The 19,350-nt window shown below is 64.8% G+C and carries 16 protein-coding genes; 12 read left to right on the forward strand and 4 right to left on the reverse strand.

Features of this window, described 5'->3' with window-relative positions; genetic code table 11:
- Positions 1-233: 233 nt before the first annotated feature.
- Together R1Z03_RS21965 and R1Z03_RS21970 are read right to left on the reverse strand one after the other, a co-directional pair.
- Positions 234-923 (reverse strand): DUF3334 family protein, encoded by a 690-nt coding sequence (locus tag R1Z03_RS21965; protein ID WP_317355154.1) that lies wholly within the window; start codon positions 921-923, stop codon positions 234-236.
- A 62-nt stretch (positions 924-985) separates the two neighbouring features.
- Positions 986-1,663: a GntR family transcriptional regulator gene (locus tag R1Z03_RS21970; protein ID WP_284429148.1), complete on the reverse strand. Its 678-nt coding sequence runs from the start codon at positions 1,661-1,663 to the stop codon at positions 986-988.
- Between the two features lie 466 nt (positions 1,664-2,129).
- Between R1Z03_RS21970 and R1Z03_RS21975 the strand changes: the two genes are divergently transcribed.
- The 12 genes from R1Z03_RS21975 (at position 2,130) to R1Z03_RS22030 (ending at position 17,976) form a co-directional block, all read left to right on the forward strand.
- Positions 2,130-2,891 (forward strand): DUF969 domain-containing protein, encoded by a 762-nt coding sequence (locus R1Z03_RS21975; protein WP_284429147.1) that lies wholly within the window; start codon positions 2,130-2,132, stop codon positions 2,889-2,891.
- Positions 2,892-2,893: 2 nt separating this feature from the next.
- A complete protein-coding gene (locus tag R1Z03_RS21980) occupies positions 2,894-3,850 on the forward strand; it encodes a DUF979 domain-containing protein (RefSeq protein ID WP_272564729.1) in 957 nt (318 codons plus the stop codon).
- 18 nt (positions 3,851-3,868) lie between these two features.
- A complete protein-coding gene (gene pcp, locus R1Z03_RS21985; RefSeq protein ID WP_284429146.1) occupies positions 3,869-4,564 on the forward strand; it encodes a pyroglutamyl-peptidase I in 696 nt (231 codons plus the stop codon).
- An 85-nt stretch (positions 4,565-4,649) separates the two neighbouring features.
- Entirely contained in the window at positions 4,650-5,417 is a 768-nt protein-coding gene (locus R1Z03_RS21990) for a LamB/YcsF family protein (protein WP_284407592.1), read from the forward strand.
- A complete protein-coding gene (gene pxpB, locus R1Z03_RS21995) occupies positions 5,417-7,036 on the forward strand; it encodes a 5-oxoprolinase subunit PxpB (protein ID WP_317360458.1) in 1,620 nt (539 codons plus the stop codon). Before R1Z03_RS21990 ends, pxpB begins: the two co-directional genes overlap by 1 nt.
- A 52-nt stretch (positions 7,037-7,088) precedes the next feature.
- Positions 7,089-8,831 (forward strand): biotin carboxylase N-terminal domain-containing protein, encoded by a 1,743-nt coding sequence (locus R1Z03_RS22000; RefSeq protein WP_284407593.1) that lies wholly within the window; start codon positions 7,089-7,091, stop codon positions 8,829-8,831.
- Positions 8,832-9,299: 468 nt separating this feature from the next.
- Entirely contained in the window at positions 9,300-9,863 is a 564-nt protein-coding gene (locus R1Z03_RS22005) for a cytochrome b (RefSeq protein ID WP_317355161.1), read from the forward strand.
- 98 nt (positions 9,864-9,961) lie between these two features.
- Entirely contained in the window at positions 9,962-10,537 is a 576-nt protein-coding gene (locus tag R1Z03_RS22010) for a YceI family protein (RefSeq protein ID WP_317355164.1), read from the forward strand.
- Positions 10,538-10,614: 77 nt separating this feature from the next.
- Positions 10,615-11,193, forward strand: a complete 579-nt coding sequence (locus R1Z03_RS22015; RefSeq protein WP_284424585.1) for a YceI family protein — start codon at positions 10,615-10,617, stop codon at positions 11,191-11,193.
- A gap of 181 nt (positions 11,194-11,374) precedes the next feature.
- Positions 11,375-11,833, forward strand: a complete 459-nt coding sequence (locus R1Z03_RS22020) for a hypothetical protein (RefSeq protein ID WP_317355168.1) — start codon at positions 11,375-11,377, stop codon at positions 11,831-11,833.
- Positions 11,834-12,103: 270 nt separating this feature from the next.
- Positions 12,104-13,798, forward strand: coding sequence for an amidohydrolase family protein (locus R1Z03_RS22025; RefSeq protein ID WP_317355170.1), 1,695 nt, complete (start codon positions 12,104-12,106; stop codon positions 13,796-13,798).
- A gap of 197 nt (positions 13,799-13,995) precedes the next feature.
- A complete protein-coding gene (locus tag R1Z03_RS22030) occupies positions 13,996-17,976 on the forward strand; it encodes a hypothetical protein (RefSeq protein WP_317355172.1) in 3,981 nt (1,326 codons plus the stop codon).
- Positions 17,977-18,238: 262 nt separating this feature from the next.
- Here R1Z03_RS22030 and R1Z03_RS22035 read toward each other — a convergent pair whose 3' ends face one another.
- Positions 18,239-18,475 carry a CARDB domain-containing protein gene (locus tag R1Z03_RS22035; RefSeq protein ID WP_317355174.1) on the reverse strand — a complete coding sequence of 79 codons (237 nt, stop codon included), beginning with the start codon at positions 18,473-18,475 and terminating at the stop codon, positions 18,239-18,241.
- Between the two features lie 30 nt (positions 18,476-18,505).
- The gene (locus tag R1Z03_RS22040) at positions 18,506-19,342 is read right to left on the reverse strand and encodes a hypothetical protein (RefSeq protein ID WP_317355177.1); all 837 of its coding nucleotides are present in this window, start codon (positions 19,340-19,342) and stop codon (positions 18,506-18,508) included.
- Between the last annotated feature and the right edge of the window lie 8 nt (positions 19,343-19,350).

Raw genomic sequence — 19,350 nt, forward strand, 5'->3', positions numbered from 1 at the left:
GTGGAGGTCATTGCGGAGTGCGGGGGCAGTGAAGGGTCGGCGCATTGTGCGCCGGCGGCCGCGCGCGGTCACGGGCGGCGCGAACCGGGTGATGCCGGCGCGCAACGCTGTGGCAAGGCTTGGGGCCGAAAAGGCCTCCAGCGCAATTTCCACTAGGGCATATTGCTATTAATTAAATAGCGTATCAGTGGCGGTGCCTTCGTGGCCCGCCACCGCATCGGCCCGCCCCGCCGTCACATGCCCAGCGACTTGAGCAGGTCGTCCGTGTCGCTGGACGACGCGGCGGCCGGCACCGGGGCCGCGGCCTTGGGCTCGCCGGCCTGGGCGATCAGCGCGTCGGGATCGGGGGCTTCCTGCGGCTCGAAGTCGTAGAGCTTGATGAACTCGGTGCGGTCGATCGCCAACTCCAGATAGAAGATGTGGTTGCTGGCCGTGTAGAAGGTCACTCGGCGCGCCTCGGGCTTGTCCAGGTTGGCGTCCACGCTCAGCATCACCTGCTTGTTCAGCGCCAGCATCTTGGGCTGGTTCTGCGTGATGTGGGTCTGCAGCTCGCGGCGCACCTTGCCGGTGAAGTCGCCCACCACCTGGTTCATCAGCTCGCCCATCACGTTCGACACCTCGTCCGAGGTGTAGGAGCTGGCCAGGTCGTCCTTGGACATGCCCATGCTCAGCAGGTAGCTCTGGTAGAGCTCCATCGCCGCTTCCTTCGAGAAATTGATGATCACCAGGCCCGAGAACCCGCCGTCGAACAGCACGAAGCAGCCGATGTCGGGGCGCAGGCAGGTCTTGGTGATGCGCTGGACCATGCCGGAGTAGTGGATGGGGCTCTGCGTGGCCACGCTGAGCACCCGGGTCACCGAGTTGCAGAGGCTGATCAGCAGGTCTTCGGTGCCGTAGACGATGGAGGGGGTTTGTGCGCTCATGGTGTGCAAGGGGAAAGGGGAGGGGGACGAAAAAGGGGCTCTGGAAAAAAGGCCGGGGCGGTTCAGCGCTCCGGGGTGTCGGAGATGCGCCGGGCATACACCGCCAGCACGATGCGCTCCGAATGCACGAGGTACTCGTTGAGCTGGTCCGAGGCCTCGCGCAGCTTGCCGGCCTCGAACAGATCGACGATCTTCACGTTCATGTCCACGTACGGCGCGTGCAGGAACTCGGGGTCGTTCAGCAGCCCGAAGGCCAGCCGCAGTTCGGCCAGGATGTGCGAGAACATCACGTTCAGGCGCTCGCTGTCGGCCAACTCCACGATGGCCATGTGGAACTCCATGTTGGCCGTGCCCACGCCCTGCCAGTCGGCCGCCTCGCGGCAGCGCACCGCCGAATCCACCGCCTCGCGCAGGTGTTTCTTGGCGGGGTGGCGCGGGTAGGCCTGGGCGATGGCCTGGCATTCGATGAGCCGGCGCACGCGGTAGATGTCGATGATCGAGGCGATGCTCGGGATGGCCACCGAGACGCCGCGGTTGGGCTCGTACTTGACCAGGCCTTCCTTGGTCAGCAGGCGAAAGACCTCGCGCAGGGTGTTGCGCGAAATCTCCAGGCTTTCGCTCAAGGCGGCCTCGGACAGCCGCTGGCCGGGCGAGAACTCACCCTTCACGATCTTCTGGCGGATCAGCTCCGCCGTGCGTTCGTTCAGGGTCTGGGCGTTCGTGGGGGTTTCGATGGTCATGCCTGGCGGTTCGGGGTGGGCGTGCGGCACGGTGTGCGCAGGCCGGGATCGGGGTTCCGCACTTTGTAGCAGATCGGCCTGCTTCGCAAGAATCCACCCTGTGGAATACCGCTTTCTAACCGCTTTTCCTAGGGTTTGTCCGGGTCGGTCGCCCGCCCTGTTGTTGGGCAAAATCGACCAATCGTGAAACAAATTGGTGCTGGTTGTCTCTTCAAGGTGCATCGATTGTTCAACAACTTGAAGTTTTTCAAGGGTTGATCCCCGGTTTGTTGTTCATGGATTGGCATGCAATTTGCGTTGTATGCCGTGTCGGTCCAGACCGCGCTCGGGCAGCAACCTCCCATTGCCCGCGCGCTGCCAGGCTGGCAGTGGGGCCCTACGGTTGTCCGCACCTCTTCGCCAATGGCGGCGAGGCGCACGCGACCACCGGACCGGCCAGGGCTGTACGTATTCAAGGAAGTTCAAGATGCAAAACGTAGTCAATCTGTGGCCGCTCATCGGGGTGGCGGTCATCATCGTGGGGTTCATCCTGCGGTTCAACCCGATGCTGGTGGTGATCGTCACGGCCATCGCGACGGCGTTTGCCGCCGGATTTCCGATCGACAAGATCCTGGCCACCATCGGCACCGGCTTCATCAAGACGCGCAACCTGCCGCTCATCATCCTGCTGCCCCTGGCGGTGATCGGGCTGCTGGAGCGCCATGGCCTGCGCCAGCATGCGCAGAACTGGATCAGCAGCATCAAGTCGGCCACTGCCGGCCGCCTGCTCATCGTGTACCTGGGCGCCCGCCAGATCACGGCCGCCATCGGCCTGACCAGCCTGGGCGGCCACCCCCAGATGGTGCGCCCGCTGCTCGCCCCCATGGCCGAAGGCGCCACCGAGGCGCGCTACGGCAAGCTGCCCGACCGCATCCGCCACAAGCTGCGCGCCTTCTCGGCGGCCACCGACAACGTGGGCCTGTTCTTCGGCGAAGACATCTTCGTGGCCTTCGGCGCCATCGTGCTGATGTCCACCTTCCTGCACGAGGCCGGCATCGACGTCGAACCGATCCACATCGCGCTGTGGGGCATTCCGACCGCGATCTGCGCGTTCGCCATCCACGCCTGGCGCCTGCACCGCCTGGACGGCGTGCTGGCCCGTGAACTGGCCGCGCACGCCGCCGAAACCGCTGCCCGCAATGGCAACGGCAATGGCGACGGCACCCTCTCCAGCGCCAAGGGAGCATGAACATGACACTGACCATCCAACACCTGTACTACCTCGTCGGCGCCATCCTGGCCATCACCGCGGTGATGACCGTGGCCGACCGTGACAACCCCAAGCGCTTTTCCAGCGGACTGTTCTGGGCGCTGTATTCCCTGGTCTTCCTCATCGGCGACCTGCTGCCGCCCATCTGGGTGGGCGCCGGCGCCGTGGTGATGGCGCTCATCGCCGGCTTCGGCGGCGTAGGCGCGGGCAAGCATACCCCCCGCACCCCGGCCGAGTACCAGACCAGCGCCAAGCGCCTGGGCAACCGCCTGTTCATTCCCGCGCTGGCGATTCCGCTCATCACGATGATCGGTACGCTGTCGGCCAAGCACCTGACCGTGGGCGGCGTGCCGCTGATCGACCCCAAGAACACCACCCTGGTGAGCCTGGGCGTGGGCTGCGTGCTGTCGCTGGCGCTGGCCTGCTGGCTGACCCGCGAGAGCCCCGTGCAGGGCCTGCGCGAATCGCGCCGCCTGACCGACGCGCTGGGCTGGGCCCTGGTGCTGCCGCAGATGCTGGGCATGCTCGGCCTGGTGTTCTCCGATGCCGGCGTGGGCAAGGCCGTGGCGTACATCACCACCAGCTACATCAACATGGACATCCGCTTCGTGGCCTGTGCCGTGTACGTGATCGGCATGGCGCTGTTCACCATCATCATGGGCAACGGCTTCGCCGCCTTCCCCGTCATGACGGGCGGCGTGGGTGTGCCGATCCTGCTGGGCGTGTACCACGGCGACCCCGCCGTGATGGCCGCGATCGGCATGCTCTCGGGCTACTGCGGCACGCTGCTGACCCCGATGGCCGCCAACTTCAACATCGTGCCCGCCGCGCTGCTGGAGCTTCCGGACAAGAATGCGGTGATCCGCGCACAGGTGCCGACGGCCCTCGCGCTGCTCACCTGCAACGTGTTCCTGATGTACTTCCTGATGTTCCGATAGTCCGAAGAAAGGCCGCCCGTGTCCGACGCCGCCCCCCACACTGTGCTGCTCACCGGCTTCGAGCCCTTCGAGCGCGATCCGGTCAACCCCTCGTGGGAGGTGGCGCGGGCGCTCGACGGCTGGCAGCATGGGGACGCCACGGTGCGCTCCGTGCAGCTGCCCTGCGTGTTCGGCAAGGCCGCGCAGGCGCTCGACGCGGCGCTGGCGCAGTGGCGGCCCTCGCTGGTGATCTGCCTGGGCCTGGCCGGTGGCCGCGCCGAGGTGTCGCTGGAGCGCGTGGCCATCAACCTGGACGATGCGCGCATTGCCGACAACGCCGGGCAGCAGCCGGTGGACACCGCCGTGGTGCCGGGCGCCCCGGCGGCGTACTTTTCCACGCTGCCCATCAAGGCGATCGTGCGCGACCTGCGCGCCGAAGGGCTGCCGGCCGCGGTGTCCAACACCGCGGGCACCTTCGTGTGCAACCACATCTTCTACGCGCTGATGCACCGCCTGGCGCAGCAGGCCGCGGGCGCCGCCACGCTGCCGGGCACCGCGGCGCCTGCGCGCGGCGGCTTCATCCACGTGCCGTACCTGCCCGAGCAGGCCGCGCGCGTGGGTGGCGGCGCGCCCAGCGTGGCGCTGGACACGCAGGCACAGGCCCTGCGCGCCGTCATCCGCACGGCGCTGGCCGTGCGCGAGGACGTTCGCGAAACCGCCGGGCAATTGCATTGACCGGCATGGTCATATAGACGGGGCGCTGCGCGCAGCGCTCCGCGGGTTTGAGATATCGGCGGCACCGACCGCCAGGAGAACGACGATGAAAATGGATCTGAACAGCGACCTGGGCGAGAGCCTCGGCGCATGGCGCATGGGCGATGACGCGGCCATGCTGGGCATCGTGAGCAGCGCCAACGTGGCCTGCGGCTTCCACGCCGGCGATGCCGCCGGCATCCTTCGCACGCTGCGCGAGGCCCAGGCCCGCGGCGTGGTGGTGGGGGCGCACGTGGCCTATCGCGATCTGGTCGGTTTCGGTCGCCGCAACATGGACGTGGAAAGCGCCGACCTCGTGGCCGACGTCATCTACCAGATCGGCGCGCTGCAGGGCCTGGCCAAGGCCGCCGGCACCGAGGTGCGCTACGTGAAGCCCCACGGCGCGCTCTACAACACCATCGCCCACGACGCCCGCCAGGCGCGCGACGTGATCACCGCCCTGCGCGAGATCGACGACCGCCTGGTGCTGGTGGCGCTGGCCGGCTCGCCGCTGATCGGCTGGGCGCGCGACGCCGGCCTGCGCGTGGTGGCCGAAGCCTTTGCCGACCGCGCCTACACCCCGGCCGGCACGCTGGTGTCGCGCCGCGAAAAGGGCGCCGTGCTGCACGACGCCGCGCTGATCGCCGAGCGCATGCTGCGCCTGGTATCCGACGGCGTGATCGAGGCCATCGACGGCAGCCAGGTGCGCATCGGGGCCGACTCGATCTGCGTGCACGGCGACAGCCCCGACGCCGTCGCGATCGCGCAGCAGGTGCGCCAGCGCTTTGAGCAGGCCGGCGTGACCATCACGTCGTTCGCAGGGCAGCCCGCATGATGCGCTTTCTGCCCGTCAACCTGAATGCGGTCATGGTCGAGCTGGACGACCTCGACCAGACGCTGGCGCTGCTGGCCTCGCTGCGGCGCGAGCCCATCGACGGCATCGAGGAAATGGTGCCCGCCGCGCGCACCATCCTCATCCACTTCCGCCCCGCCGTGCAGTCGCTGTCCGCGCTGGTGGACGCCATCGCCCGGCGCGACGTGAGCGCGCAGGCCGAGCGCAGCACCACGCTGATCGAGATCCCCGTGCACTACGACGGGGAAGACCTGGCCGAAGTGGCGCACATGCTGGGCATCACCCCCGAAGAGGTGATCGCCCGCCACACGGGCAGCGAATACACCGTGGCGTTCACCGGCTTCGCGCCGGGCTTCGGCTACCTCACCGGCGGCCACCCCAGCCTGAACGTGCCGCGCCGCACCACGCCGCGCACCCGCATCCCGGCGGGCGCGGTGGGGCTGGCGGGCACCTTCAGCGGCGTCTATCCGCAGGCCAGCCCGGGCGGCTGGCAGATCATCGGCACCACGCCCACGGCCATGTGGGACCTGGGGCGCCCCGTGCCGGCGCTGCTGCAGCCCGGCGACCGCGTGCGCTTCGTGGATATTGCTACAAAAAATGTAGCAGAACGCCCTAGTGAAACATGCGCTGACGGGAAAAAAGGTGCTGAACCCGCACCGGCGCCCGCCGCGCCCCCGGCGGCCAACGCGCTCGAAGTGGTCTCGGCCGGCCTGCAGACCCTGTTCCAGGACGTGGGCCGCCACGGCCAGGCGGGCCAGGGCGTGTCGGCCTCGGGCGCCATGGACCAGGCTGCCTGCAAGGCCGCCAACCGCCTGGCCGGCAATGCCTCCGATGGCGCCTGCCTGGAGACGGTCAACGGCGGCCTGCAGCTGCGCAGCCGCGGCGACACCGTCGTGGCCGTGACCGGCGCCGATGCACCGCTGACCCTCACCAACGCGGCCGGCCTGCGCTGGCCCGTGCCGAACTACCAGCCCATCGCCCTGGGCGACGGCGACACGCTCACCGTGGGCGAGCCGGTGGCCGGCACGCGTTGCTACGTGGCGGTGCGCGGCGGCTTCGCCGTGCAGCCGGTGCTGGGCAGCTGCGCCACCGACACGCTGGCCCGCGTGGGCCCGGCGGCGGTGGCCGGCGGCGACGTGCTCGGCGTGCGGCCCGTGGTGGGCAGCGCCGTGGTCGGCGCGCCCGAGGTGCCGCCGGCCGGCCTGCCCACGGTGCACGAAGACATCACGCTCGACGTGGTGCTCGGCCCGCGCACCGACTGGTTCACGCCCGATGCCGTCGCCCTGCTGGCGGCGCAGCGCTGGCGTGTCACGCCGCAGTCCAACCGCGTGGGCATCCGCCTGGCGGGCGACGAGCCGCTGGCGCGTGCCGTGGGCGGCGAGCTGCCCAGCGAAGGCACCTGCATCGGCGCCATCCAGGTGCCGCCGAGCGGCCAGCCCGTGCTGTTCCTGGCCGACCACCCGCTCACGGGCGGCTATCCGGTCATCGGCACCGTCGCGCCCCACCACCTGGACCGCGCAGGCCAGATCCCGGTCAACGCCTGGGTGCGTTTCAACCCGATCCGCGAATTCGAAGCCATCACGCGCGGCGCTGCCGCCTGACGGGCCTGAACGAGCACCCCCTTACCGAATACCGATTACCGAGCCCACTGACATGAAAAAAGTCCTCATTGCCAACCGTGGCGAGATCGCCGTCCGAATCGCCCGCGCTTGCGCCGACTATGGCGTGGCCTCCGTGGCCGTCTATGCCAATGCCGACATCGACGCCGTGCACGCCCGCATGGCGGGCGAGGCCTACGGCCTGGACGGCGACCGGCCTGCCGACACCTACCTGAACATCGAAAAGCTGCTGGCCGTCGCCCAACGCAGCGGCGCCGACGCGGTGCACCCGGGCTACGGCTTCCTGTCGGAAAGCGCCGCGTTCGCGCAGGCCGTGATCGACGCGGGCCTGACCTGGATCGGCCCCTCGCCCGAGGCCATCGCGCGCCTGGGCGACAAGGTCGAGGCGCGCAAGATCGCGCTCAAGGTCGGCGCGCCGCTGGTGGCCGGCACCTCCGAGCCCGTCAAGGACGCCAGCGAGGTCATCGCCTTCGCCGAGCAGCACGGCCTGCCCATCATCATCAAGGCCGCGTTCGGCGGCGGCGGCCGCGGCATGAAGGTCGCCTGGCGCATGGATGAGGTGGCCGAGCTGTACGACTCCGCCGTGCGCGAGGCCGTCACCGCCTTCGGGCGCGGCGAGTGCTTTGTCGAGCAGTTCCTCGACCGTCCCCGCCACATCGAGGCTCAGGTGCTGGCCGACACCCACGGCAACGTGCTGGTGCTGGGCACGCGCGACTGCTCGCTGCAGCGGCGCAACCAGAAGCTGGTGGAAGAGGCGCCCGCGCCCTTCCTGTCCGACGACCAGCGCGCGCGCATCCACCAGGCCGCGCACGACATCTGCGCCGAGGCGGGCTACGCCAGCGCGGGCACGGTGGAGTTTCTGCTCAGCGGCAGCGGCGCCATCTCGTTCCTCGAAGTGAACACGCGCCTGCAGGTGGAGCACCCCGTGACCGAGCAGACGACGGGCATCGACCTCGTGGTGGAGCAGTTGCGCATCGCCGACGGCCACCCCCTGGCCGTCACCGAAACGCCGCGCCCGCTGGGCCACTCCATCGAGTTCCGCATCAACGCCGAAGACGTGGGCCGGGGCTTCCTGCCCACGCCCGGCCCGGTCGTTGCGTTCTCCGCACCGTCCGGCCCTGGCGTGCGGGTGGACAGCGGCGTGCAGTCCGGCTCCACGGTGCCGGGCACGTTCGATTCGCTGATGGCCAAGCTCATCGTCTCGGGCGCCACGCGCGAGCAGGCGATCGCCCGCGCACAGCGCGCGCTGCGCGAGTTCAAGATCGAAGGCGTGGCCTCGGTGCTGCCGTTCCACCGCGCCGTCATCGGCCACCCGGATTTCGTGGGCGGCGACGGCTTCAAGGTCCATACCCGCTGGATCGAGACCGATTTCGCTCCCGACCTGGCCGCCGCCCTGCGCGCCGAGCCAGTGGCCGACACCACCCTGATCCGCACCGCGATGGAGATCGACGGACGCCGTGTCTCCCTGGGCCTGCCGCCCGAGCTGCTGCGCGGCCTGCAGTCCGTGCCGGGCGGCGCCCCGGCTGCACCGGGCGCGGGCGGCGGCGACAAGGCGGAACAGGACCCCAATGCCGTCGGCGCCCCCATCGCCGGCACGCTGCAGACCTGGAAAGTGGCCGAAGGCGACACCGTGGCCAAGGGCGACGTGATCGCCGTGATGGAAGCCATGAAGATGGAAATGCAGGTCACCGCGCACCGCGCGGGCACGATCGCGCTGAGCGCGGCGGCCGGCAGCTACCACGCGGCCGGCACGGCCATCGCGCGCATCCAGGACTGAAGACCGGGGGCGCGGGCAGACTGGGAGTGGCCTTGGGGCCAGACACCCGACACGGCCTTCCCGCGATCCGTCGCCGGAAGGCCCGTGCTTGGATCGCTGCCCGCGCTGGAGGCCCCGGCGCCGGCGGCCATTTTTTTGCCGAGGGATCCGCGCTGCGTTCGCGTTTCTCGCTCTTTTGCGCTTGCCCGACCAAGGCAAGCAGGCCAGGGCCTTCACGCGGGCCCCTCGTCGAGGGCTTGGCCGATCCCGATGGGGCGGGTAGTCTTCGGGCTGGGCTGCAAGCCCGTGCTGTGCTCACCGCTCCCGGGGGTGCCTTCATCGCTGCCGCCCAGGCGGGTTGAGCATTCACATTTTTTGAACCATTGCGTCAATTCCATTGAAACTTGGCGCACAAAAGGCTATCTACACTGCGCCATGCCTGAGTGTTGCATCGCAGCATTCCACCCCACGAAACCCAGACCACCCTCCATGACGCCTCCTCTGCCACGATCGTCCCGCTACGGTGCCACGGCCATCGCCCTGCACTGGATCCTCGGTCTGGCGCTCATCGGCATCTTCGCGGTGGGGTGGTACATGACGGGCTTGCCGTTCTCGCCCCAGCGCCTGAAGCTCTACAACTGGCACAAGTGGGCCGGCGTGACGATCCTGGCGCTGTCCACCCTGCGGCTGATCTGGCGCCTCACGCACCGCCCTCCCGCGCTGCCGCCGGCCGTGCAGGCGGCCATGCCCCGCTGGCAGCACATCGCGCACCACGGTACGCACCACCTGATGTACGCGCTCTTTTTCATCGTTCCGCTGGTCGGCTGGGCCTACAGCTCGGCGGCCGGCTTTCCCATCGTGTTCCTCGGCGTGCTGCCGCTGCCCAGCTTCGTGCCCGTGAGCCCCGAGCTGGCCGAGGCCATCAAGCCCTGGCATGAAATCACCGCCTATGCCCTGGCGGCGCTGGTCGTGCTGCACGTGGCGGCCGTGGTCAAGCACCAGGTCATCGACCGCGACGGGCTGCTGTCGCGCATGCTGCCGGGCCGGGGCTGATCGATCGTTTCGCTGGCCGTGCAGGCGCCGGGGTGCCCGGCCTCGCGGCCGGTTCTTCCTGAATGTTTGGTTTGTTGTTGACTGACGGAGTCCTGTCCATGAAATATTCGATGACGCTGGCTGGCCTCGCGCTGGCATCCACCACGCTGATGGCGGCCGCGCCGGCATTGGCCCAGCAAAAGCTCGTGCCCGAGCAAAGCGAGATCACCTTCGTGAGCAAGCAGATGGGCGTGCCGGTGGAAGGCAAGTTCAAAAAGTTTGATGCCCAAGTCGCGTTCGATCCGGCCAAGCTGGCCACCAGCAAGATCGCCTTCACCGTCGATACCGGCAGCGCCACCCTGGGCGTCAAGGAGTCCGACGCCGAACTGCCCAAGGCCACGTGGTTCAACGTGCCCAAGTTCCCGCAGGCCACGTTCCAGTCCACCGCCATCAAGGCCGTTGGCGCTGGTAAATACGAAGTGGCCGGCAAGCTCAGCATCAAGGGCGCCACGCAGGACGTCACCGTGCCCGTCACGCTGGCCCAGAGCGGCGCGACCACCACGGCCACCGGTGCCTTCGCCATCAAGCGCCTGGCCTTCAAGATCGGCGAGAACGAGTGGGCCGATACGTCCATGGTGGCCGACGACGTGCAGGTCAAGTTCAAGCTCGCGCTGACCGGCGTGGGCAAGCTCTGAGCCTCGGCGTTCGCCCGCTGAACCCCGTTTCTGGTTTCTTGTTCCCGTTTCTGTTTTTTCAACCCGGAGATATCGACATGCGCAAATCCCTCTTCGCCCTCGCCGCCGTGGCTGCAACCCTGGCCGCCGGCGCCGTGCAGGCCCAGACCGCCACGTATGCCGTGGACCCGACCCACACCTTCGCCACGTTCGAGATCAGCCACTTCGGCGCCAGCGTGAACCGCGGCCGCTTCGACAAGAAGGAAGGCACCGTGCAGCTGGACAAGGCCGCCAAGACCGGCAAGGTGGAACTGACGATCGACATCACCTCGATCAACACGGGCGTGGCACCGTTCGACAAGCACCTGCAAAGCGCCGACATCTTCGACGCCGCCAAGTACCCCACGGCCAAGTTCGTGGGCGACAAGTTCACGTTCGACGGCGACAAGCTGGTGTCCGTGGCCGGCGACCTGACCATCAAGGGCAAGACCCAGCCCGTGACCTTCAAGGCCAACCAGTTCGCCTGCTACCAAAGCCCCATGCTCAAGCGTGAAGTGTGCGGCGGCGACTTCGAAACCACCATCGACCGCACCCAGTTCGGCGCCGATTACGGCGTGCAGTACGGCTTCCCCAAGAACGTGCGCATCGTGGCGCAGATCGAAGCCGTCAAGCAGTAAACCTTTCCCCCATGGCCTTCGGGCCGTGGGCGGCCAGGGCCGGGCCCCGCGTGCACACCGCTGCGCGGGACCGGCCCTTTTTCGTGGCCGCGCACCCGCGGCGCCTGCCGGCAACACGGGGTGCGTGCCTTGGCTTCTTTTCCGAATGAACGAGGATGAAACAGGTTTTATGAGACCCCTGATGAAACGATGCATGCCGGCCGCCCGCAAGGCCCTGGCCATGGCGGTGATGGCGGGCGCCGTCACCGGTGCCGGCGCTTGGGCGGGCGAGGAGGCGGCACGCATTCCCGCCATCAAGCTGTACTCCACCCCGGACCACCACGCCGCTTTCGTGCGCGGCACGGTGTCGGCGTTGCACAAGATCCCCACCCAGCAGTTCTGGCTGAGCAACTCGGTGGAGCCGTGGGAGCAAAACACCCACCCGGCGCCCCGCCGGCAATACGTGGTGCCGCTGCAGGGCGTGCTGGAGTTTCGCGTGAGCGATGGCTCCACCTTCCGCCTGGCCCCCGGCACGGTCTTGCTGGCCGAGGACACCCAGGGCGAAGGCCACAGCTGGAAAATCGTGTCGAACGATAAGGAATGGGTGCGCGCCTATATCCCGATGGTGTCCGAAAATGATGAATTCGAAGCGGACAAGTAGCTTGGAATTTCTTCGCTAAGTGCCTTTTCTCTCGCCATTTTCGAATGGCCTCGCATATTGAGAGATGCTAAAAATGCCGTTATCTGGTCGGCCAGATAACGGCATTTTCTTTGGTCTGGCATATATACGACTAATGCGTCAGGAGTTCCGCTTGGCAAGGCAAATGTTCGCATCGCCGTCGCTTCTTTCGGGTGCTGGGCAAGGCAAAAGCAGCAGAGGTTAAGAATTAATAAGTCCAACAGATTATTTATTAACCACTGAAAGATCTATATGACCACTGTCAAATCGCCTTCGTCTTCCGCTTCCGTGACCACGCCGCTGCTCAAGCCGTCCGAATCCAAAAACGATGGTGCGGATTCGTCCACGCAAAAGTCGTCCAAGTTCAGCGGCAGTTCCGTGCTGGATGGCTTGCGTTCCGCGTTCACCGGCTCGGGCAAGGCAGCGTCCGTGCCTCCCCGCAGCAGCAGCATGGTGGTCACCCAGCCGAAGCGCTTCGGCGATGGCAGCGTGCGCCCCGACGCGCTGGTGGCCAAGCGGCACTCCAGCGCGGTCATTCACAGCGCGAAGACGGGCGAGGCGCTCATGGACGGCAACCACTTCGATGTGCCGGGCTTCGTCATGTCGAGCGGGCTGGATGCGCACAGCGATAGCCACATGCACCCCACCAATTACGTGCAGCGCGGCTTGAACCCCGAGCAGTTGCTGAAGATGATGGACGAGATCGGCGTGCGCAACACCACCTTGATGCCCATTCCCACCTCGCTGCTGCAGGCCAAGCTGCCGGGTGACGATGGCGCGACCACGGCCCTCAATCCCCACGAAATCTCCGAACAGATCGGCGGCGGCGAACACGCGCACCACTGCGGCCCGCTCGAGTTCTATTACGTGCCCAAGAAGATCGAAGACCGCGTGCTCGCCGGCCGCACGAGCGAAGAACTGGCCAGCCGTCCCAAGCTGGACATCGACGACTTCCGCAAGGACCCGGGCCTGATCAAGGAGATCGTCGATGCGTCCATCCTGTACGTGGACACCGCCGTCAACACCGACCTGGCCACGGCCATCAAGAGGTCCGTCACAAATGAGGCGCAGCGCAGCCGTCTCGATCCCATGATCACCGGCCTGCACTTGGGCGACAAACGCGTGTCTGATCGCCTGCTGCACGAGCTGTACAAGACTGCGGGCACCTTCACCGGCATTGGCGAGATCACCGTCCACAAGGAATTGGTGGAAGACATGTTCGCGGGCGGCCGGCTGCAGGCCAGCACACAGACCCCACGCATGGAGCCGCTCACGAATCTGATGGAAGTAGCCGGGGTCATCGGCATGCCCGTGGTGCTGCACTGCGACATCGACAACCTGCACGACCAAATCGAGGAGTTCAACAGCAAGGGCAAGGGCAAGGCCTCCGAAGCGCGCCCGCCGGCCAATCTGGAAGGCCTGCGCAAGATGTTCACCGATCCGCGGGTGCAGGACACCAAGATCGTCTGGGCGCACGGCGGCGGCCTGGGCCGTTTCGTGCAGCAGGGCGAGGGCCATCTGAACGCGCTGGAGAAGCTGCTGGCGGACTGCCCCAACCTGAACCTGGACATCTCGTGGAGCGAAGTGGCCAAGCAGATCGGCAAGGACGACCAGTCGCTCACCGCTTGGCGCGGCTTCATCGAGAAGCACAGCGAGCGCATCTGCTTCGGCTCCGACACGCTGGCGCCCAAGGAAACCGGCACCTGGGAAGCCACCAAGAAGATGTACGACGAAGGCCTGTTCCAGGGCATGAGCGCTAAAGCCAAGCACGACGTGCTCAACGGCACCTACGACCGCGTGTTCGTGGCATCGCGCAAGCAGGTGCGCGACTTCGAGAAGAACGTCCTGACCAAGGACTTCATAGAAACCCGCGTCACCAACAACGGTGGCGACCCCGTCACGGCCCAGACGCTGAAGGACCTGAAGGCCGCAGCGGCCACCGTTTGATGGTTTTGTAGGAAACGGCCGAGGGTGGTGGGTGCCGTGCACGCACCACCCTGCCAACGATTTTTTGGAGCGATGCGATGCGATTTCCCAACTTATGCGGCGTGCGGCCCTCGGACGTTGATGCGGGCCAACACCCGCGAGAACCCCAGGAGACCCGAGAGCCTCGCAGATCCAGCAAGCGCCTGGACTCCGGTGGAATGCCGTTGTCGCGCAGGGAAAGCCAGTCGGGGAGCAACGCATCGGGAGAACCCAACGATGCAAGACTGCCGGGCCAGGAAAAAAAGCATAAATCGATCAAGGCGAAGATCGCCAGCAATCTGAAAAAGGCGGTAGGCATCAAGTCGTCGAAGACAGAGGCATCGCCAACGCCGAAACCTTCCGCAAAATCGGAGGCACCACCAATCCCCAAATCCTCTCGCAATGCCGGCGAAAGCGGCTTCAGCGGGGGGACCTCCAACTCCGGCAGGAATCGCAACCCTTCGTTGGTAGAGCTTTTTGCATTGAAAGAAAACGAAGCCTCAGACCCCACGAAGGGCGCATCGGATCTTCAGGGAGACGCGACAACGTCGGGAGGCTCAAAAACCGATCCAAAGGGCAAGCAGCCCCTGCCAAAAAAGGCGGGTGCAGAGAACGATGTCCTCTCCGACGGGCTTGGCAAGGAAGAGACGGAAACAAAAAAATCCTCTGACGGAGGGGGACCTGATTCGAAGGTCGAGACCGACCCCAAACGCATTTTCACCAGCGGCGATGATGAAATCGAAGTCGTCGATGAGGATTCATCCCTTCAGTTTGTCGATCCGACCATGGGTACGGTGGTGCCGCCTGGAGGAGGCACTGGTGGCGGTGGCGGTGGTGACGGCAACAGCGTGCATGACGGCCAGAACTCCGTCGTGGCTTCCGCCAACGAAGAGCCTGTCGTCCAAGCCACGCCGGACCAGGACATGCGGCGCCAGAGTGGGCTGTCCAAGCTCAAGAAGGTCACCGAGGGCCTCAAGGAAGGTGCGTTCAAGCACGGCTTTGGCTTCTCCAGCACGACGGTATCGCCTGTCTGGAACCCTTTCCAGAGCAAGGTGTCGTCGGCCAAGCCCAAGATGGGCAGCTTCCTCGGGCAGGACGGCGTCGAGCCGCCCAAGGTGCCCAAGACACTGCAGAATGCCGCCCCGCGCGTGGGCCGCACGATGCCCCAGGAAGGCGCTGCGCTTCACAGGCTGAAAAAGGAATCGACGATCAATGGGATCATCACGAGCCAATTCAACGGTCCGCCGGACCAGAAAGCGGCCTTGCTGGCAAGCGTCATGCAGTTGAAAGAGGCCGCCGGAATGTCGTCAGAAGAGACCAACGTCTTGATCAAGGCGCTGGCTCTCCACAACGAGAAAGACCCGGCGCAGGCCCAACGCATTCTGCAAGCGTTGCCCCAGGTCCGGCTGGTGGGCGACCTGCTCACGCCGCGCCCCGCCGAGGAAATCACGGCCGATGTGCAACTGGCCTGGAACTTCGCGGCGAAAATCGAAGGCCTCAAAGGTGGCAAGGGGATGGACTTGCTGATCAAGGTCACCGCCAGGCCCGATGGCGCCGCCGAGGGCGCACCCGCCCTGACGGATGCGCAACGCGGCCCGATGCTCGCTTACCTGCGCGCTGCGGCCGAGGTGGCACGCGCCGCTGGCAGAAACGCACCGGCCTTGGACCCGAGCAGCATGTTTGCCCACGGCAAACTGGGCGACGCCGTTCGGGCCACGCCGAATGGCTGGCCAGGCCGCGCGGGTGCCCCGATTGCCAATGGCTCCTCGCTCACTCTGGCCGAAAAAGCGCTGCTGGCCGTGCGCGACGAACTCGACCCCGCCATCCAGGAAGTCCATGGATGCCGTCACGCGGTGCAGATGGTCCGTGGTGGTATGTTGACCGACAAGCCCCGCAATCCCGACGGCACCAAGAGCGAATTCCAGAAGGTCGAATCGCGGGCCTCCAAAACCATGGGCATGCATTTGAACCGTGCCATGGCATCGCGCACCGGCTTTCAGCGCATTGCAGACACGCTGCGCTACGGCACGCTGCACCACGGCAAAAGCCCGTTCTACGGGTACGACGCCATCGTGTCCTCGCGCGGCCAGAACATGGGATTCGAGCTGTCGCACATCGGCGGCATTCACGAAGGCCGCGCCATGAAAGACATGGTGGACGTGCTGGAGTCCACCCTTAAAGCCCGCGGCGGTGCGGGAGACGCGGGCTTGCCCACCGCGCAAAACGCGGTGGATGGTCAGGCGCTGCTGGACGACGCTGGCGCCGGTGGCACGCTGCTGCGCAACATGGTGCGATCTGAGATCCTTCAGCGTGCCAAGACGGAAGCGCTGCTGCTGCCGCGCCTTGCGCGGGGCGACAACCTTTCCGAGAGCGCGATTGCGCAGGTGCGCACGGCCGTGCTCGCCGCCATCCAGTTGCCCGAGTCTGCTTCGCAGGAGGTGGCGGTCGCCGATCAGGTGCAGGAACTGCTGACGGCAGCCCTGGCCGAGCAGAACGTTCCGCTGACGCCCGCCCGGCTGCTCGCCTGGGCCGGCGATGCAGGAGGCCCCACCGACGCCAAGTCGGTGCAGGAAATGCGGACTTTCAACCGCGAGGACGGACAGCCGGACTGGAAGTCGTTCTCGACCGCGTTCGACCGGCTGGTGAACAAAGACGTCCGCGTTCCGGCCAATACGCCCATCAAAGGCAAAAACCGCGCTGAAACCGCAGAAATCCTCGCCTCCATGATCCGTGGCGAAGAACTGGGCTCGGGCTTTTCGCTGGCCAATGCCGGCAACACGCAGGGCACCACCCGCAACGTGAGCGAAGTCATCTCGGGCGTCCTGTCCGGCGCCACCATGTCGGTTCGCGCGGACTTAGGGGGCGGGCGCACGCGCATCGTTTCCTTCGAGTCCGGCGTGTCCACGGACCGCAGTTCATTGCGCATGAGCGTATCGACCGTCCGCCGCAATCAGGAAGGGGCGGGTGCCTCGTTCGGCTTCCGTCTCGGCCAGGAAGAGGCCGCCTCTTTTTCGGCCTCCATCGGCGGTGACGTGGGCCACAGCTTCGAGCTGCTGGAGCAAGAAGGCGCCGTGTTCGGATTTCCGCGCCACAAGACGGGCGGCGTGGGCGGCGACCGAGACCTGGCCCAGCAAAAAGCGCGGCTCATCAAATTGCTGATCGGTGTGCCTGACAAGGCGGGGCCCTACCACGAGCCCGGCAACCCGGAAGACAAAACCTCTCTCGTCAAGCGTGCCTACCAGGAGTTCGGCGATGCCATTTCCATCGGTGCCTTCGAGGTCCGGCAGAAAGACCATCGCTTTACGGGAAGCTCGTCGGCCGGCGCGGGTGCCACCATCGGCAGCCTGCGGGTGGGGCTGCCGCAAGCCGGCGTGGCCGGCGAAACGCGCCTGGGGACGCTCGAATACAAAGACACCTCCGGCACGCTCAAGGTCATCCGTGAGTCCGAATCGAAAGCGTTCAAAGCCAGCGCCACCGGGGCTCTGGCCGCATTGAGCGGATTGATCGAAGGCGCCACCGCCCCGACACCCGCCCCGGGCGAAGTCGCGGCCGACGCCGTGACCAGCATGACATCGCTGGCGGTTGCCAATATCGGATCGATGTCCACCGATTTCTTCAGGGACGGCGAAACGCGCACCACGACCCGCATCCTGTACGACGAAAAGGAACTGCCCACGAGCTTTGCCACCCAGACCCTGGTCACCAGCAAGGACTTCGTGCAGAACCTGGCGGCCGACCTCGAAAACTTTGCGGAAGACAAAGCCAAGAAGTTCTTTCCCGCCCGGCACAGCGCCGACCGCGACCAGGCCGTGCAGACCGAAAAGAAAATCCTGGGCGAATTCGCCGGCCACTTGCGCCAACACCGCGATATGACGGGCACCTCGCAGCTGTACTGGGAATGGGGCCCCAGCCATGTGGATGCCAGCAACCTGCTGGAAGCGGACCGCGAACTGTCCGAAAAATTGGGCGACAAGGAAGGTGCCAAACAAGCGAAGCGCGACATCGACACGATCCACAAAGACCCCGGCTACCGGGAAGCGCGCTTCCTGATCAATGCCAACGAACAGTCGGCCAGCGACGTGAGGGGCGTGAACGGAATGATGGGCGTGCGCCACGATGTGAGAACGAGCGCGAATGTTCGGTCGTTGAACTTCACTTGATGGGGCGATCCGCGCCACGCCGACCGGCGCGGGGCGGAGTCCTGGCCTTGACCATGACACCGATAGCTGCTCCAGCCAAATGCGAAATGGTTGGGCTGTGAAGCACTTGTGCAGGCGCCTCTTGCGGTGCCATCCGCCGACGCGGGTGGCACCACTGCCAATGGATGCCTGCACGCGCTGCACACGGAGCCGGCTGCCATCGTGATGAAGTCCGGCTGGGCCTGCTGTCGTCCATCCAGCGGGCCAGACTCACTCCTTTGCCTCAGGGCTTTCCGCCGAACTGGCCCTTGTTGCGGTTGTTGGCCTCGTTGGTCTCCTGGACCGTGTTGGAGCGGTCCGCAATCGCCTCGTATTGGGCTTGCGACAGCAGGAACCCTGTTTGAACTGACAGAGTGATCTGCTGGCCAGGCTGGAGTGCCTGGATCTTTGGGCTGAACACCTTGAGGCTGCCGCCGAATGGCACAACGCGCAGCGCCAGGTAGCAGGCCGTGTGCCGCACCGCTGTTCCTGTAGCCGAGTACTTGAAATCTCAGTTAATTTCCAGTTTCTTTTTAAGAGTGTCGATCTCTTTCTTCAACGCGTTGAAATCTGGATTGCCACTTTTAGCTGTTTTTGTATGCAGCCATTTTTTTTCTGTAAATTTGCTTGCTTCCCATCCCAATTCGTTTAGATCAGAATATTTCAATTTGGTTGAATAATTTTTGTCTGTTGCTGATTTGACTGTAAGATTGTTTTCGTGAAAAAATTTTATAATAAGTAAAATGGCCTTCTCTGATATTTCGTTGATCGATTTAGACGGTAAAAAGTCTAAATCTCCGTAAGATTTTTTGAATGTTAAGAAATCTTCATGTTGTTTTGTTTTAATTGTTGATATTAGGCATTCAAGTATTTTTTGAGTGTGCTTGTTATAGCTATCTTTGGATGTTTTGACCGTGATGGAAATTGATGTGGTAAAGGATTCTTTGCATCCACCAATGAAGATGTCTTCATCCCTAAGTTTTATTAGATATCCATAGTAGCCCGAAAAGAATTCCGGGCCATTTAGGATCTTGTGGTTTGAATATTTCTTCTCTAGCAATTGAAGAATTTTTTCTTCACGAGTGGAGCTTGGTGTTAATGTCGCGTTAAATGCATGTTCAAAATATTCTGAGTTTTCTGTTATCTCTTGTAGAGATTTTTCTGTTTTTTCTTTTTGCAAATCAAGAATATACGTTCCTAAAATAGCTGTTTGGTTTGGATCGGATAATGTCACCCCTTCGATTTTGAAGTGAAAATTTTCAATAAAGATATGCTCGCCATTTTTTGAAATATCCGTGCTGAAGCTTGTCCAAAATGGTGGTGTAGTGATAATATATTCATTAATCAAGTTTTACC

The organism is Acidovorax sp. BLS4 (genome assembly GCF_032929295.1).
Taxonomy (GTDB): domain Bacteria; phylum Pseudomonadota; class Gammaproteobacteria; order Burkholderiales; family Burkholderiaceae_C; genus Paracidovorax.